This is a genomic window from Euzebya sp. (assembly GCF_964222135.1).
In the GTDB taxonomy this organism is placed as follows: domain Bacteria; phylum Actinomycetota; class Nitriliruptoria; order Euzebyales; family Euzebyaceae; genus Euzebya.
Genome location: NZ_CAXQBR010000083.1, coordinates 36,429 through 51,524 on the forward strand (window position 1 = coordinate 36,429; position 15,096 = coordinate 51,524).

The following is a 15,096-nucleotide window of genomic DNA, read 5'->3' on the forward strand; positions in this document are numbered from 1 at the left end:
TGCTGGCCGGCGTGTCCGATCCCGGGGAGTTCACCCGCCTGTCCCGCCTGCGCCACCTCCTCGGTGGCGATGCCGACGGGGTGCCCGTCGGGGTGGGCGACGACGCGGCGGTGATCGCCGTCGGCGGCGTCGACGTCGTCGTCTGCGTCGACACGATCGTCGAGGGGGTCCACTTCCGGCGCGACCTGTCGGACCCCGCCGACGTCGGCTGGAAGGCGATCGCGGTCAACGTCAGCGACGTCGCCGCGATGGGCGGACGCCCGCGGGCGGCCGTCGTGGCGCTGAACCGTCCGCCGGACCTCGCCGAGGCCGACGTCGAGGGGCTCTACACCGGCATGGCCGAGGCCGCGGCCCGCTGGGGCGCGCCGGTCGTCGGCGGGGACACGGTCACCGCGGGGGAGTGGTCGGTGGCGGTGACGGTCCTCGGCGAGCTCGACGGACGCCCGGCCGTCCGCCGCGCCGGCGCCCGGCCGGGGGACGCGGTGCTGCTCGCCGGGGCGATCGGCGCCGCCGCAGCCGGGCTGGCCGTGGACGCCGCCGGTGGCCGCCCCGACCCGGCGCACCTCGCCGCCCACCGCCGCCCGCAGGCCCTCCCGGCGACAGGAGCGGCCCTCGCCAGAGCCGGCGCCACCGCGATGATCGACGTCAGCGACGGCCTCGGCGCGGACGCGCGGCACATCTGCGAGGCCTCGGGTGTGCACCTCGTCCTCGACACGACCGCGGTGGAGGGGTGCGTCGCCGCCGGGGTCGCCGACGCGGTGGGGGAGGGGTGGCTCGACCTCGCCCTCGGGGGAGGGGAGGACTTCGTCCTGCGCGCGACGGTCCCCGCCGACCTCGCCGCCGACGCCGTCGCCGCCGTCCGGGCGGCCGGTGAGACCAGCGCGACGGTGATCGGCACCGTCACGGCGGGCGACGACCGGGAGGTCTGGCTGATCGGGGACGGCGGCCGCCGCCGCATCGACCACCTCGGCTACGACCACGGCTGACCGGTCCTGTGGCTGTCGGCGGCCCCGGGACACCCCGCACGCGCGTGTGGACACCTGCGCGGGTGCGTCGCAGGGCGCGGGTAGGTTGTCGCCCATGACCGAGCGAGACGTGCCACCCGTCGCGCTGACCATCGCCGGCTCGGACTCCGGCGGCGGCGCCGGCATCCAGGCGGACCTCAAGACCTTCCAGGAGCTCGACGTGTTCGGGACCAGCGCGATCACCGCGCTGACCGCCCAGAACACCGTCGGGGTCCACGACGTCCACCCGGTCCCCCCCGCGTTCGTGACCGCCCAGATCGACGCGGTCGCCACCGACATCCGGCCCCTCGCGACCAAGACCGGCATGCTCGCCACCGCCGAGCTGATCCGGGCCGTCGCAGAGGGGATCCGGGCCCACGACCTGGCCAACCTCGTCGTCGACCCCGTCGCCGCCTCCAAGCACGGCGACGCCCTCCTCGCCGCCGACGCCGTCGAGGTCCTCCGCGACGTCCTCCTGCCCCTCGCCACCGTGGTCACCCCGAACCTCGGCGAGGTCCAGCTCCTCACAGGCGTCGTCGTCACCTCCCCCGACGACATGCGGGCGGCGGCCGAGGCGGTCAAGGCCCTCGGGCCGCAGTGGGTCCTGATCAAGGGCGGGCACCTGCCCGGGGGCACCGACGCGGTCGACCTGCTCTTCGACGGCGACCGCGAGATCCCGCTCACCGCGCGTCGCGACCCCTCCGCCCACACCCACGGCACCGGCTGCACCCTGTCGGCCGCCATCGCCGCGCACCTCGCCCGCGGCGCGGACGTCCCGACCGCGGTGGACGCGGCGAAGCGCTACTTGACCGGGGCGATCGGGCGCGGGCTGGCCGTCGGCAGCGGCATCGGCCCGGTCGACCACGGCTGGCACCGCCGCGGGGCGCGGGCCTAGGGGGCGGTGCGGTGGGCCTGACCCTCGACGATCCCGTCACCGCCGTCCCCGGCGTCACGTCCAAGGTGGCGACGGCCCTCGCGGGCGACCCCTTCCGCATCGAGACCGTCCGCGACCTGGTCTGGTACCTCCCCCGCCAGGAGGCCTACAAGGACCTCGGCGCACGCCAGCCGATCACCGACGTCGAGATCGGCGAACCCGCCACCGTCGTCGGCACCGTCGTGCGCTGGACCCGCGTCCAACCCCGCAAGCGGGGGAGGGGTGGGAAGCGCCTGACGATCGAGAAGGCCCTCATCCGCGACGACAGCGGCGGCCGGATCACCGCGGCGTTCTTCAACCAGCCCTGGCTGCCCGGCCGGCACCCCGAGGGCACCGAGGTCGCCGTCAGCGGCACCGTCGAGTCCTACCGCGACGACCTGCAGCTCAAGGGCCCCAAGCTGGTCGGCCTCGACGGCACCGGTGGGCCCGGCAGCGAGCAGGTCCTCGGCGCCGCCCTGTCCGACGCGCACCTCCAACCGGTCTACCGGGCCACCGAGAAGCTCGGGTCGCCGCGCGTCGCCAGCCTCGTCGCCGCGGCGCTGGCCGAGCTGCCGACGCTCGCCGACCACCTGCCCGAGGACCTGCGGTCGCGTCACGAGCTCGCGCGGCTCGACTGGGCCCTGCGGACCATCCACCTGCCGCCGGACCACGGCGACCTGCGCCTGGCGCGCGAGCGGCTGGTCTACGACGAGCTGCTCGGGCTGCAGCTGACCCTCCAGAGCCGGCGGATCGATCTCGAGCGCCACGCGCGGGGGCTGGTCAACGCCGCCGTCGCGGGGGGCGCCGTCGACGCGTTCACCGCGACCCTCCCGTTCTTCCCCACCGACGACCAGGAGCGCGCCTTCGCGGCGGTCGACGCCGACCTCGCCGCCGAGCGCCCGATGCACCGCCTCCTCCAGGGCGACGTCGGGACCGGCAAGACGATCGTGGCCGCTCACGCGATGCTCCGCGCCGTCGACGCCGGCCGGCAGGCGGTGCTGATGGCGCCGACGACCGTCCTCGCCGAGCAGCACCGCGAGACCTTCGTCGACCTCCTCGGCCGCGTCGTCATCCCGCACCTCGGCCGGCCGCCCCGCCTCCGGCTGCTGACGTCCACCATGACCAAGGGGCAGCGGGCGACCGTCCTCAGCGAGCTCGTGAGCGGCGAGTGCGACCTGCTGATCGGCACCCACGCCGTGCTGGAGGAGCACGTCACCTTCGCCGACCTCGGCGTGGTCGTGATCGACGAGCAGCACCGCTTCGGCGTCGGCCACCGGCTGGCCCTGGCCGGCAAGCGCCCCGACGGCCTCACGCCCGACGTGCTGGTGATGACCGCCACGCCGATCCCGCGGTCCCTCGCCCTCACCGTGTACGGCGACCTCGACGTCACCGTCCTCCGCACCCGTCCCGGCGCGGACGAGATCACCGTCACCACCCAGGTCATCCCGAGCGGCTCGCCACGACGCTCGGCCCTGTACGACTTCATCCGGTCCGAGCTCGACGCGGGCCGTCGCGCCTACGTCGTCTGCCCGCTGATCGACGAGTCCGAATCGGACCTGATGGCGGGGGTCGCCGCCGCGACGACGGTCCACGCCGAGCTCGCCGACGGTCCCTTCGCCGGCTACGAGGTCGGTCTGATGCACGGCCGCATGTCGGCGGAGGACCGCGACGCGGTCATGCGGGGCTTCCGCGACGGCTCCGTGCCGCTGCTCGTCGCCACGACGGTGATCGAGGTCGGCGTCAGCGTCGACGAGGCCTCGGTCATGGTGATCGAGGACGCGGACCGGTTCGGCATCTCCCAGCTGCACCAGCTCCGCGGGCGCCTCTACCGGGGCCACCCGACCAACTACTGCGTGCTGTTCAGCGACGACCCCACCGACAACCCCCGCCTCGAGGCGCTCGCCCGCTCCGAGGACGGCTTCGAGCTGGCCGAGGAGGACCTGCGCCTGCGACGCGAGGGCAAGCTGTTCGACACCGCCCAGACCGGCGAGACCGACCTGCGGATCGCCTCGCTGATCCGCGACGTCGATGTGGTGGCGACGACCCGCGACGACGCGCGGGCGCTGCTGGCCGACGATCCCGACCTGTCCGGCCACCCGGAGCTGCGCCGCGAGCTGGCACGCCGCTACGACCCCGCCGACCTGGCGACGCTGGAGGCGGGCTAGGTGCCGCGCGTGATCGCCGGCAGCGCCGGCGGCCGGCCCCTGCGCGCCCCGTCGGGGCAGGGCACGCGTCCGACGGCCGACCGGGTGAAGGAGGCGCTGTTCTCCACGCTCGGGGACCTGTCGGGCGCCATCGTCCTCGACCTCTTCGCCGGCAGCGGCGCGCTCGCGATCGAAGCGCTGTCACGCGGCGCGGACCACGCCGTGCTCGTCGAGCAGGACCGCCGCGCCGCCGCCGTGGTGCGCGACAACCTGCGCACCGCCGGCGTGGCGGACGCCGCCGCGGTCGTGGTCACCTCCGCCGCCCGGTTCGCGGCCCAGCCCGAGGGCGCGCCGTTCGACCTGGTGCTCGTCGACCCGCCGTACCGCCTGGACGTCCGCGAGCTGTCCGACGTCCTCGCCGACCTGGTCGCCCGGGGCGGTCTGGCACCCGGTGCCAGGGTCGTCATCGAGCGGGACCGCCGGCGCGACGAGGCCCCGTTCGGCTTCTTGGTCCACGACCGGGACCGCACGTACGGTGACACCCTCCTCCGCTACTACCGCCACCGGCCCGAGCCCGCCGACCAGGGAGCCCCCACCACATGACCGTGCGCGCCGTCTGCCCAGGATCCTTCGACCCGGTCACCCACGGGCACCTGGACGTGATCTACCGGGCCGCGGACACCTTCGACCACGTGGTGGTGGCGTGCATGCGCAACGTCTCGAAGCGGAACAGCCTCTTCGACCTCGACGAGCGCCTGGCCATGCTCGAGGAGGTCACGGCCCACCTGCCGAACGTCGAGCTCGCGGTCTTCAAGGGGCTCCTGGTCGAGTTCGCCCGTGCCAGGGAGATCGACGTCATCGTCAAGGGCCTGCGCGCGGTCAGCGACTTCGAGTACGAGCTGCAGATGGCGCAGATGAACCGCTCGATCGGCCAGATCGAGACCATGTTCCTGTCGGCGTCCCCCGAGCACTCGTTCCTCTCCTCGTCCCTGGTCAAGGAGGTCGCCCGGTTCGGCGGCGACGTCAGCGACTTCGTCCCGCCGGTGGTGGCCAAACGGCTAGCCGACAAGTACGCCGAGGGCGAGGCAGGCTAGGACGCCATGGACCTCGACGCCGCGCTGAACGCCCTCGAGCACCAGATGGCCGAGGCACGCCCCGTGCCGCTGTCGGCCTCGGTCATGGTCAACAAGGAGGAGCTCGAGCGCATCGCGCAGGCCATCCGCGCGGCGCTGCCCGAGGAGATCCGACAGGCCCGCTGGGTCCTGAAGGAGCGCGACGAGCTGCTCGCCCAGGCCAGCCGCGACGCCGAGCAGATCGTCGCCGACGGCCAGCTCGAGCGCGACCGGATCCTGTCCGAGACCGAGATCGTCCGCGAGGCGCAGCGGGAGGCGCAGCGGATCATCGACCGGGCCTCGGAGGAGGGGCGGAAGATCCGCCACGAGGCCGAGGACTACGTCGACGCGAAGCTCGGCGACTTCGAGGTCGTGCTGCAGAAGACCCTCGCGACGGTCACCCGCGGGCGGGACCGCCTCCGCGGCCGCCAGGCCTCGGCCGAGCTCCGGGACCTCGGCGAGGACGCCCCCCTCCCCGCCGGCATGCCGGTCCAGCCCGCGGCCGTCGAGCCAGGCCCCGGCCCCGTCGCCGATCTCGGCGGCGCCGCCGACCCCCCCCCCGCCCCCCCCGAGGGCGATCCCAGCCCTCCCCGCGGCTCGAAGTTCTTCGACCACGCCGACGAGCTCTAGCAGCCTACGGCTGGGAAGGGCTGGGAGCGGCTCCGCCGCGCTCACCCTGTTCCGCCAGCGCGCAGCCTCGCTCCGCTCGGGCGCTGGCGGTCCGCCTCGGCCCAGAGGCCTCGCCGGAGGAGGCCTCACGATGACCGGCCGGTGACGGCCCTGCCGTCGGGCGCTACCCTGGCTGACCTTGCGCAGGCCGCGCCAGCTTCGCGTGCCTGCCGACCCGAGCTCCGCCGCCGTCGGATCGCACAACGGCACGAACCCATGTCGACCGAACAGCACGAGCTGTCGCCCACCAGGCTGGACGTCAGCGACCTCATCGACTCGCCCGGCGCCTCGCGCCAGGTGGACCTCGACGTGCCCCTCCCCGCCGGCTTCGAGGTCCCGCTGACCCGCTTCGGCGACGAGGTGGGGGTCACCGGGGTGCTCGAGTCGCTGGTCGACGGCGTCCTGCTGCGCGGGTCGTTCGAGGTCGACGTGGCCCAGAGCTGCGCGGCGTGCCTCGAGCCGATCGACCCGCACGTGCTGACCGCCGACGTCGCCGAGCTCTACGGCGACCCCGCCGACGCCGACGACCCCGACGACGTGGAGCAGGGCTTCGAGATCGTCGACGGGGTCATCGACATCGACCCGGCGATCCGGGACGCGCTGGCCCAGGTCACCCCCGCAGCCCCGAAGTGCCGGCCCGACTGCGCGGGCCTGTGCCCGACCTGCGGCGCGAACCTGAACACGACGACGTGTGACTGCGTCGACGAGGTCGTGGACGACCGCTGGGCGGCGCTGGCCGACCTCGAGATCAACCCCTAGTCCAACCTGAGGAGCACCACACCGCCATGGCCGTCCCGAAGCGCAAGAAGTCCCGCAGCCGCACCCGCCACCGCAAGGCGCAGTGGATGAAGGCCCCCACGGTCACCACCACCAAGTGCCAGCAGTGCGGCGCCGCCGTGCGCCCCCACACCGCCTGCGCCACCTGCGGCACCTACCGCGGACGTCAGGTCGTGGAGCCGCAGCTGTAGGCGCCTCCCCCTCCGCCGCCAACCCCTCCGAGGGTGCTGCGGCGGGCCGTGACCGCCGGGCCGGGCCTCGCCCGGTCGTCCTCGATGCCATGGGGGGCGACGACGCCCCTGCGACACCTCTGGAGGCCGCTGCCATCGCGCGTCGCGCCGGCATCGAGGTGCGCCTGTGCGGGCCGTCGACGGTCGTCGGCCCGGACGGGCTGCACGCCCCCGAGCGGATCGCGATGGACGAGGACCCCGCGTTCACGTTGCGCGCCCGCCCCCGCGCGTCGATCCGGGTCGCCGCCCGTGCCGTCGCAGAGGGCCGTGCCGTCGCGCTCGTCTCGGCAGGGCCGACCGGTGCCACCGTGGGGGCGGCGCTCCTCGAGCTCGGTCGCGAGCCCGGGATCCGCCGTCCGGTCGTCGCCGCTCGGCTGGACGTCGGGGGCCGTCACGTCGTGCTGTGCGACGTCGGGGCCGCCGTGGACCCCGATGCCTCCACACTGGCGTCCCACGCGGGCCTCGGACGCGACTACGCCCGACGGCTGGGGATCGCCGAGCCGCGCATCGGGCTGCTCAACATCGCCACCGAACCGGGGAGGGGCACAGCGGTCGTGAAGGAGGCCGCAGGGCTGCTCGCCGAGCTCGACGGCTTCATCGGGTCCGTCGAGCCCGCCGGCGTCCTCGCCGGTGCCGCCGACGTGGTCGTGACCGACGGCTTCACCGGCAACCTCGTGCTGAAGACCCTCGAAGCCGCGGCTGGGACCGGGCACGGCGGGGACCGGGCCGCCGTCGTCCTCGGCGTTCGCGGTACGGTGCTCGTCGCACACGGCGCCGCCTCGGCCACCGATCTCGCCCATGCCGTACGGTGGGCGGCCACCATCGGCGGGTCGGACGCCACGGCCGACGACTCCCGAGGTCAGCGCCCGTGACGGTGTCGGGTGGGTGGTGTGAGGAGATGGAACGCGAAGAGATCGATGGGCTGCTCGTGATGCAGCTGCAGGAGGTGCTCGCCCTGGACACGCCACCCGCGCTCGACGCACGGCTGTCCGAGGACCTGCGGGCGGACTCCCTCGACCTCGTCGAGGTCATCGAGGGCGTGGAGCGGGCCCTCGCCGTGCGGGACGTGACCGTCCGCCTGGACGACGACGCCCTCCGCGCCATCACGACCGTGGGCGACGCCGCCGATGCGCTGCGCCGCGCCGTGCGGGACGCGCCGAAGGGCGGGGTACGGCGATGAGCGGCGACGAGGCCACCGCGGGTGTGGTCCGGACCGAACCGCAGGTCGCGCTCGAGGCTGCCTTCGACCACCGCTTCGACCACCTCGGGCTGTTGCACCGCGCGCTGACCCACCGCAGCTACGCCTTCGAGGCCGGCGGGATCGGCGACAACGAGCGGCTCGAGTTCCTCGGCGACGCCGTCCTCGGCCTCGTGGTCACCGACGAGATCTTCGCGCGCCTCCCCGAGAGCGCCGAGGGACGCCTGGCCAAGGTCCGGGCCGCCGCGGTGAACACGATCTCCCTCGCCGACGTCGCCCGCCAGGCCGGCGTGGGGGAGGCCGTCCTGCTCGGGGTCGGCGAGGAGCAGTCCGGCGGCCGCGACAAGGACTCGATCCTGGCCAACACCCTCGAGGCGGTCCTCGGCGCGGTCTACCTGGATGCCGGCATCGACGCCGCCCGAAAGGTCGTCCTCCACCTCTTCAGCGACCTGCTCGAGGACATCATCCTCCGCCGCGAGTCCCTCGACTACAAGACGTCGCTGCAGGAGCTCACCGCCGCCGAGCTCTCCGTCATGCCGGTCTACCAGCTGACCGACACCGGACCGGACCACGCCAAGGTCTTCACGGCCGAGGTCGTGATCGGCTCGGAGGTCCTCGGCGTCGGCAGCGGCCGCAGCAAGAAGGAGGCCGAGCAGGGCGCCGCCCGCGAAGCCTTCGGGACCCTCCGGGCCCGCCTCGACGCGGCCGCCGACGCCGACGACGACCCCGACGAGGGCGCCACCACCACACCCGACGCGAAGGAACGCCAGTGACGCAGCTGCCCGAGGTCGAGGTCCTGAAGCGGGACCTCGAGAAGGAAGTCGTGGGCAAGAAGATCAAGGAGGTCTGGCTGTCGCCCGCCGAGCTGGTGAAGCGCCACGGGACCATCAAGGACTTCGCCGCGACCCTCGAGGACCGCAAGATCACCGAGATGGAGCGTCGGGGGCTGGCGCTGCTGCTCGGCCTCGACGACGACCACACCCTGGTCGTGCTGCCCGGGAGCCGCGCGCGGATGACGAAGGAGACCGCGACCGCCGACCGGGGCGAGTACACGCGGATGACCATGTCCTTCACCACCGGCGGGTCGCTGCACTACCACGACCTCGAGCCGGACGGCCAGCTGTTCGTCATCGACACCGACGCGGTCGCCGACCTCGACGAGCTCCATGGCCTCGGCATGGACCCCCTCGCCGAGCCGATCCCGTGGCCGGTGTTCGCCCAGGCCCTCAGCGACCGCGACGACCTGCTGAAGGCCGTGCTGGTCGACGACGGGTTCGTCGTCGGGTTGGGTGACGTCTACGCCGACGAGGTGCTCTTCGAGGCAGGCCTCGCCCCCGGCCGCGGGTCGAGCACGCTGTCGAGCCAGGAGGTCCGCCGCCTCCACCGAGCCATCCTCGAGGTGATCTACGAGGCCATCAAGCAGGGCGGCGTCGACCAGGCCCCCGAGGAGGGCGCCGACGGCTTCATCCCCTACGCCGAGGTCGACCACCTCAAGATCTACGCCCGCGAGGGCCAGCCCGACGCCCGGGCCCGCGCCACCATCGAGTACGCCGAGATCGCCAAGGGCCTCAAGAGCTACTACAGCCCCGGCACCCAGACCTGACCGCGACCGGGGAGGGGCAGGGCCGCACGTCGTCCGCGTCCCGCCCCGCCGGGCAGTGCACCTGCACGGCTCGGGGACGCGCACGTCGTTCGTCCCGCGCGCCGTCGACCGCGCGTCCCCGGGTGCGGGGTCCCTGGTCCGCGGGGTTCCCGCGGTGCTGGGCCGGGTGCGTCCGCACGTCCTCGGGTGGTGGGCCGAGTGGTTGGCACGTCCTCGGGTGCGGGGTCGGGTGCGTCCGCACGTTCTCCGGCGCTGGGCCGGTGCGTCCGCACGTTCTCCGGGCGACCGCGCCGTCGATCTGCACGTCCTCCGGGAGGGTGCCCGACGCCGTGCAGTTGCCCGACCGCGCCTGCCGGACGACGCGAAGTTGCCGGGGTCTCAGCACCGGACACCGTGCGGTCGTCCGCTCCCGTGCACCGGAAACCGTGCATCCGCTGGGCGTCCGGGCACCCGGTGGTGGGCAGGTGCGCGAGTTGTCCACAGGTCTGGCAGATCGCGCCGCCGAGCGGTGCCGTCGAGGTCGATGCTGCGGGCATGGCCGCCATCCTCCTGACCAGCGCGATCGTCCTCGACATGCAGCGCCACCTCGGCCTCATCACCCGCCGACGGTTGATCGAGGTGCACGGCGTCCCACCGGCCCGCATCGACTGGTGGCTCGAATCCGGCGTGCTCGAGGCGGTCCATCGCGGGGTGTACCGCCGGGCGGCGGCGTACGTGCCGCAGGGCCAGGACCTCCTGGCCGCGATCCTGGACTGCGGTGAGGGGGCGGTCGCCGGACCGGCGCACTCCCTCCGCCTCCACGGCGCCGCGATGCGACCGGGTCCGGTCGAGGTGGTGATCCCCGCCCCACGCCACCTGCGAGAGCGGGACTACACGGTCCACTCGTACCGGATGGACGAGCGCGACCGGGGCGCCATCGACGGGATCCCGGTGCTCGAGGCGCCCTTCGCGACGACCATCCTGGCCCGCCGCCTGCCGGAGCCCCAGTTGCGCGCTCTCCTCGACGACCTGCGCCGTCGGCGGATCACCACGCTCGGAGCGGTGCGGTGGCGAGCCGAGCAGATGCCGGGGGATCACGGCGCGCGACGGGTCCTGCGCGTGCTCGGAGATCCCTCGATGGCCCAGGAGAACGACGGCGAGCGCGCGCTCGCCCGCCTCCTCGCCGGCTTCCACCCCCAGCCGATCTGGCAGGACGACGTCATCGTCCCCCGCCGCCGCCTGGACGCGTGCTGGCGCGAGGCTCTCTACGGCCTCGAGTTCGACGGCCGTGACCACCACGTCCTCCCCACCGATCGGGATGCCGACGGCTTCCGCGACATGGACACCACCGACGGACACGTGCTGATCCAGCGCATCACCAGCGGGATGGTCCGCAGCGAACCGGCTCGGGTCCTCGACCACGTCCGCCGCACCTACGAGCGCCGCCTGCAGGAGGTCACGGCCATGATCGACGCCCGACTCCTCCCCGACCGCGTCGTCGACCTGGCGCGTCCCGCCGCCTGACCGGGCCCCACCGCCCGCGAGCCCGATCCCCGCAGGTCTGGTTCACCGCAGGGTCTGGTCCGCGCAGGATCGGTCCACCGCGACGTGGTCACCGAATGACCGGGTACCGCGGCCTGACGCACCGGCCGGGTCACCGCGGCGCCAACGACGGCGATCTGCCGTCCACGGTCCGGCCCCGCGGCTCCCGTGACTGCGGACCGGAGATGCGGCGCCGGGAACCGCGGACCTGGGGCACCGTGGCCCCTGGAGCGTTGCGGACAGGCCCTCCGTGGCGTGGACCACGACGTCCTGGCCGTCCGTGGCCGTCCCCGGGCCTCAGGCACGTCGTCGGGGCTCGCTCGGGCCGCGGTCTTCACGTCATCGGGTGCCCAGGCTGCCCGAGCCGCACATCGTCCGGGAGGGTGCCGGAAACCGTGCAGTTGTTCCGCCATCGGCACCGGACACGGTGCAGTCGCCCTGTCGTCACCACCGGTCACGGTGCAGTCGCTCGGTCGTCGGCACCGGACACCGTGCGCAGACCGTCCTCGTAGCCGTCATCGGCACCAGACGATGTGCGCCCAGCCGCCGGCCCAGGAACACCTGCACCCCGTCCGCGCAGGCGCAGGCCACCGCTCCGCCCGGGTGCCCGGGTCATGGCCGGGTGCCGATGGGCTGGAGGACGCCGGTCGCCGGATGTGCACCCCCGTCCGGGCCGGCGCGCACCGCAGCCCAGGTCACCCCTCAGGTGGCCTGGACCAGCAGCGCGACGCCGATCAAGCCGAGCCAGGCGCACAGCGCCAACCCGAACCTCGCCAGGGGAGGGGTGGAGGGGTCCGCGTACCGCGCCAGCCGGTGGCGGGCCTGCCACCAGCCGAGCACCCCGCCGCCGGCGACCGCCACGATCGTGGTCACGGCGCTGGTGGTCCCGGTCAGCCGGGTGGCGGCCACGCTCAGCAGCAGGCCGATCCAGCAGTACGCGACGAACCACAGGTACGCGCCGGCGGTGGCCCACCCCTCCGTCGCCGGCCCGGCCGCGCGCACGACCGCGGCGCCGTGGCGCCGCCACCCCCCCCGCCACCAGCGGCCCGCCAGCCGCCCCGCCACCCGGCTGAGCGGCACGGCGCGGCGACCCTCACCCACCCGAGCCCGCCACCCCGGCCCCGCCCTCCGCGAGCACGTGGGACACCGCGGCGACCAGCGCCTCGTTGAACGGCCCGGCCGATGCCGCCGGCGCGTCGTGGTCCGCGGCGACGTCGCACACCAGGGCGTGGGGGATCAGCCCGGCGAGCTCGAGCTGCGCGCGCGGCGGCACCAGCCGATCCCGCGTCGTCACGATGACCGCCGCCGGTCGGTCCAGCCCGCCGATCCAGCCCCGCGAGTCGAAGCGGCTGAGCTCCCGTCCGGCCTCGCCGATGTCCTCGGCCTCGCCACGCTCGATCTCCCCGACGATCCACGGCAGCAGCGGGGCGAGGTGGGCCGCCTCCGGCCCGATGGACTGCACCAGCCGCACCGGCGAGCCGTGCATCTGGGCCAGCAGCACCCGCTCGAGCCAGGTGCGCGGCAGCAACCGCGTGATGGTCTGGTACACCGTCATCAGGCGCCACTGCGCGCCGCCCAGCGGGCCGAAGCCGAAGTGCGTCGAGGTGGCGCACTCCACCAGGCCCGCGACCAGGTCGGGGTGGCGCTGCCACACGAGCTGGCTGATCGGGCCGCCCATCGAGTAGCCGACCAGGACCACCGGTCCCGTGCCGAGCTCGTGGATGAGCGCGGCCACGTCGTCGGCCACGTCGACCAGGCGGTAGGGGACGCTCGGGCGGGAGCCGCGCCCGTGCCCCCGGTGGTCCGGGGCGATGACCCGCGCGACCGACGACAGCGGGGCGAACGACGTGAACCAGTTGAGGTCGCCCGACACGACCCAGCCGTGCAGCAGCACCACGGTCGGGGCGTCGGGGGAGGGACCGGGCTGGTCGCGGACGAAGACCTCGCCGCGGTCGGGCAGGCGGACGACCCGCGCCTCGGGCAGCTCCGGCGGGTTCAGCGCCACCAGACCCGGCAGCGACGGGCGGGAGCGGCCCGCGATGGCCGTCACCAGCCCCGCGCCGGCGACGAGGCCGGCGGCGCCGGCGGCGATCGTGTGTCGTCCACCCATGTCGGAGACCTCTCCAGGTGCCCTATCGGACCTTGTTCCGAGCCTGTCCGGAGGCGTATCATCCGCGTGTGACGTGGTGGCCGTGCGCGACGCCGTCCCCGGCTGCCGGTCACGGGCGACCGGACGTGTGCGGTGGAGCTGGCCTCGGTCAGCGCCCCCGCCCACCTTGCCAGCGCCCCGCGCCTCTCTCACCCTCGCCACGCGAGATCGACCTCACCGCATCGCACCGACCACAGGAGACCCACATGAAGGCACTCGTCGGTTCCTGGGACACCGTCCCCCACAAGCTGCTCGCCGAGATCACCGCCCTGCGGAGCAAGGTCGCGCAGCTGACCGCCGAGAACGCCGACCTGCGGGCCGAGAACGCGATGCTGCGCGAGCTGCGCGACGCGACCGCGGACGTCGACGAGCTCGCCTCCACCTCGGCGTAGCCGGCACAGGTCACACGACCCGCACCGAGCCCCCGGCAGCGACTGCCCGGGGGCTCGTCGTCGTCCACGCCCGCACCCGGGGAGGGTGACCGGCGGGCCGTCGACCCTCCACGGCCAGGCCGGGGAGCGCGGGTAGGCTCCACGCGTCGTGTACCTGAAGTCGCTCCACCTCAGAGGGTTCAAGTCCTTCGCCGACGCGACCCGACTGGACTTCGAGCCGGGGATCACCGTCATCGTCGGACCCAACGGGTCGGGGAAGTCGAACATCGTCGACGCCCTGACCTGGTCGATGGGCACCCGCAGCGCGAAGGACCTCCGCGGCGGCCAGATGGCCGACGTGATCTTCGCCGGCGCCCGAGCACGCAAGGCCATGGGCCGCGCGTCGGTGCAGATCACGATCGACAACGCCGACGAGTCCCTCCCCATCGAGTTCAGCGAGGTGACGGTCGGCCGGTCGATGTACGCGAGCGGCGAGAACGCCTACTCGATCAACGACGTCGAGTGCCGCCAGCTCGACGTCGCCGAGCTGCTGAGCGACACCGGCCTCGGCCGTGAGACCCACACGATCGTCGGCCAGGGGCGGATCGACGCGGTCCTGAACGCCCGCCCGGAGGAGCGCCGCGCCTTCATCGAGGAGGCCGCCGGCATCCTCAAGCACCGCCGCCGCAAGGAGCGGGCGCTGCGGAAGCTCAAGCAGATGGAGGGCCACCTCGAGCGCCTCGTCGACGTGCTCGCCGAGATGCGCCGCCAGCTCCGCCCCCTCGAGCGCCAGGCCGAGGCGGCCCAGAAGCACGCTCAGCTGACCGCCGAGCTCCGCAGCGTCCGCACCGACCGCGCGCTCCGGGACCTCGCCCGGCTGCTCGACCGCTGGAACGCCGAGGAGGCGGGCCGGGCGGACTCCGACCGCCGACTCGCCGAGCTCTCCGAGGCCGAGGCCGGCCAGCGCCGCGCCGAGCGGGAGATCGCCGAGGGGCTGGGCGAGCTGACCCCGGCGGTCCGAGCCGCGACCGAGACCCAGTTCGCCCTGGCCAACCTGGTCGAGCGCGCCTCCGGCGTGGTCGAGCGGATCGTCGAGCGCCGCAACGGGCTGGTCGACGCCGCGGAGGAGCCGATCGCCGGCCGCCCGCCCGCGGAGCTGCGCGCCGAGGCCGACCGGGATGCCGAGGCGCTCGAGGCCGTCCTCGAGCGGGTGCGGGACACCGCGGCCGCGCTCGAGGCGGCCCGCACGGTCACCCGCACCGCCGAGCAGGCCCGCCGCGCACACGAGCAGGCTGCCGCCGCCGACGCCCGCCGCCGCGCCGAGGCCCGCGCGCGGCGGAGCCGCGGGGAGGGCGAGCTGCCCGCCCTGCGCCGCGCCCTCGCCCAGGCGCGCTCGGAGGAGGGC

At 74.5% G+C, this 15,096-nt stretch carries 17 protein-coding genes; 15 read left to right on the forward strand and 2 right to left on the reverse strand.

The genetic code is table 11. The features are described 5' to 3' along the window. Positions 1-11: 11 nt before the first annotated feature. The 13 genes from thiL to ACEQ2X_RS18275 all read left to right on the forward strand — a co-directional run bounded on the left by thiL (position 12) and on the right by ACEQ2X_RS18275 (position 11,153). Complete coding sequence (gene thiL / locus ACEQ2X_RS18215; protein ID WP_370327278.1) at positions 12-986, forward strand: thiamine-phosphate kinase; 975 nt, start codon at positions 12-14, stop codon at positions 984-986. 94 nt (positions 987-1,080) lie between these two features. Further along, complete coding sequence (gene thiD / locus ACEQ2X_RS18220; RefSeq protein ID WP_370327279.1) at positions 1,081-1,899, forward strand: bifunctional hydroxymethylpyrimidine kinase/phosphomethylpyrimidine kinase; 819 nt, start codon at positions 1,081-1,083, stop codon at positions 1,897-1,899. An 11-nt stretch (positions 1,900-1,910) separates the two neighbouring features. After that, entirely contained in the window at positions 1,911-4,082 is a 2,172-nt protein-coding gene (locus ACEQ2X_RS18225) for an ATP-dependent DNA helicase RecG (protein ID WP_370327280.1), read from the forward strand. 9 nt (positions 4,083-4,091) lie between these two features. Next, a complete protein-coding gene (rsmD, locus tag ACEQ2X_RS18230; RefSeq protein WP_370327281.1) occupies positions 4,092-4,664 on the forward strand; it encodes a 16S rRNA (guanine(966)-N(2))-methyltransferase RsmD in 573 nt (190 codons plus the stop codon). Continuing rightward, positions 4,661-5,155 (forward strand): pantetheine-phosphate adenylyltransferase, encoded by a 495-nt coding sequence (gene coaD / locus ACEQ2X_RS18235; RefSeq protein ID WP_370327282.1) that lies wholly within the window; start codon positions 4,661-4,663, stop codon positions 5,153-5,155. Before rsmD ends, coaD begins: the two co-directional genes overlap by 4 nt. Before the next feature lie 6 nt (positions 5,156-5,161). Beyond that, entirely contained in the window at positions 5,162-5,803 is a 642-nt protein-coding gene (locus ACEQ2X_RS18240) for a hypothetical protein (RefSeq protein WP_370327283.1), read from the forward strand. A gap of 255 nt (positions 5,804-6,058) precedes the next feature. Next, complete coding sequence (locus ACEQ2X_RS18245; protein ID WP_370327284.1) at positions 6,059-6,601, forward strand: DUF177 domain-containing protein; 543 nt, start codon at positions 6,059-6,061, stop codon at positions 6,599-6,601. Between the two features lie 26 nt (positions 6,602-6,627). After that, positions 6,628-6,810 carry a 50S ribosomal protein L32 gene (gene rpmF / locus ACEQ2X_RS18250; RefSeq protein ID WP_370327285.1) on the forward strand — a complete coding sequence of 61 codons (183 nt, stop codon included), beginning with the start codon at positions 6,628-6,630 and terminating at the stop codon, positions 6,808-6,810. After that, positions 6,726-7,721 (forward strand): phosphate acyltransferase PlsX, encoded by a 996-nt coding sequence (locus ACEQ2X_RS18255; protein ID WP_370327286.1) that lies wholly within the window; start codon positions 6,726-6,728, stop codon positions 7,719-7,721. Before rpmF ends, ACEQ2X_RS18255 begins: the two co-directional genes overlap by 85 nt. 26 nt (positions 7,722-7,747) lie before the next feature. After that, positions 7,748-8,029, forward strand: coding sequence for an acyl carrier protein (locus ACEQ2X_RS18260; RefSeq protein ID WP_370327287.1), 282 nt, complete (start codon positions 7,748-7,750; stop codon positions 8,027-8,029). Continuing rightward, entirely contained in the window at positions 8,026-8,820 is a 795-nt protein-coding gene (gene rnc / locus ACEQ2X_RS18265; protein ID WP_370327288.1) for a ribonuclease III, read from the forward strand. The genes ACEQ2X_RS18260 and rnc overlap by 4 nt, the downstream gene beginning before the upstream one ends. Next, positions 8,817-9,650, forward strand: coding sequence for a DNA-formamidopyrimidine glycosylase family protein (locus ACEQ2X_RS18270; RefSeq protein WP_370327289.1), 834 nt, complete (start codon positions 8,817-8,819; stop codon positions 9,648-9,650). Before rnc ends, ACEQ2X_RS18270 begins: the two co-directional genes overlap by 4 nt. Before the next feature lie 534 nt (positions 9,651-10,184). Then, positions 10,185-11,153, forward strand: coding sequence for a type IV toxin-antitoxin system AbiEi family antitoxin domain-containing protein (locus ACEQ2X_RS18275; RefSeq protein WP_370327290.1), 969 nt, complete (start codon positions 10,185-10,187; stop codon positions 11,151-11,153). 720 nt (positions 11,154-11,873) lie between these two features. Here ACEQ2X_RS18275 and ACEQ2X_RS18280 read toward each other — a convergent pair. Together ACEQ2X_RS18280 and ACEQ2X_RS18285 are read right to left on the reverse strand one after the other, a co-directional pair. After that, complete coding sequence (locus ACEQ2X_RS18280) at positions 11,874-12,272, reverse strand: hypothetical protein (protein WP_370327291.1); 399 nt, start codon at positions 12,270-12,272, stop codon at positions 11,874-11,876. Next, positions 12,265-13,281 (reverse strand): alpha/beta fold hydrolase, encoded by a 1,017-nt coding sequence (locus ACEQ2X_RS18285; protein ID WP_370327292.1) that lies wholly within the window; start codon positions 13,279-13,281, stop codon positions 12,265-12,267. Before ACEQ2X_RS18285 ends, ACEQ2X_RS18280 begins: the two co-directional genes overlap by 8 nt. A 245-nt stretch (positions 13,282-13,526) precedes the next feature. On the opposite strand from ACEQ2X_RS18285, the gene ACEQ2X_RS18290 reads away from it, so the two are divergent. Together ACEQ2X_RS18290 and ACEQ2X_RS18295 are read left to right on the forward strand one after the other, a co-directional pair. After that, on the forward strand, positions 13,527-13,712 hold the full coding sequence (locus tag ACEQ2X_RS18290) for a hypothetical protein (protein ID WP_370327293.1): 186 nt from the start codon (positions 13,527-13,529) through the stop codon (positions 13,710-13,712). Between the two features lie 148 nt (positions 13,713-13,860). Next, positions 13,861-15,096, forward strand: a 1,236-nt coding sequence (locus tag ACEQ2X_RS18295; RefSeq protein ID WP_370327294.1) for an AAA family ATPase, incomplete at its 3' end; no start/stop codon positions are given.

What these genes read in the sequence shown, in the direction of transcription:
- thiD (WP_370327279.1), top strand. Translation starts at nt 1,081, where the DNA reads ATGACCGAGCGAGACGTGCCACCCGTCGCGCTGACCATCGCCGGCTCG.
- coaD (WP_370327282.1), top strand. Translation starts at nt 4,661, where the DNA reads ATGACCGTGCGCGCCGTCTGCCCAGGATCCTTCGACCCGGTCACCCAC.
- ACEQ2X_RS18240 (WP_370327283.1), top strand. Translation starts at nt 5,162, where the DNA reads ATGGACCTCGACGCCGCGCTGAACGCCCTCGAGCACCAGATGGCCGAG.
- ACEQ2X_RS18245 (WP_370327284.1), top strand. Translation starts at nt 6,059, where the DNA reads ATGTCGACCGAACAGCACGAGCTGTCGCCCACCAGGCTGGACGTCAGC.
- rpmF (WP_370327285.1), top strand. Translation starts at nt 6,628, where the DNA reads ATGGCCGTCCCGAAGCGCAAGAAGTCCCGCAGCCGCACCCGCCACCGC.
- ACEQ2X_RS18260 (WP_370327287.1), top strand. Translation starts at nt 7,748, where the DNA reads ATGGAACGCGAAGAGATCGATGGGCTGCTCGTGATGCAGCTGCAGGAG.
- rnc (WP_370327288.1), top strand. Translation starts at nt 8,026, where the DNA reads ATGAGCGGCGACGAGGCCACCGCGGGTGTGGTCCGGACCGAACCGCAG.
- ACEQ2X_RS18275 (WP_370327290.1), top strand. Translation starts at nt 10,185, where the DNA reads ATGGCCGCCATCCTCCTGACCAGCGCGATCGTCCTCGACATGCAGCGC.
- ACEQ2X_RS18285 (WP_370327292.1), bottom strand. Translation starts at nt 13,281, where the DNA reads ATGGGTGGACGACACACGATCGCCGCCGGCGCCGCCGGCCTCGTCGCC.
- ACEQ2X_RS18290 (WP_370327293.1), top strand. Translation starts at nt 13,527, where the DNA reads ATGAAGGCACTCGTCGGTTCCTGGGACACCGTCCCCCACAAGCTGCTC.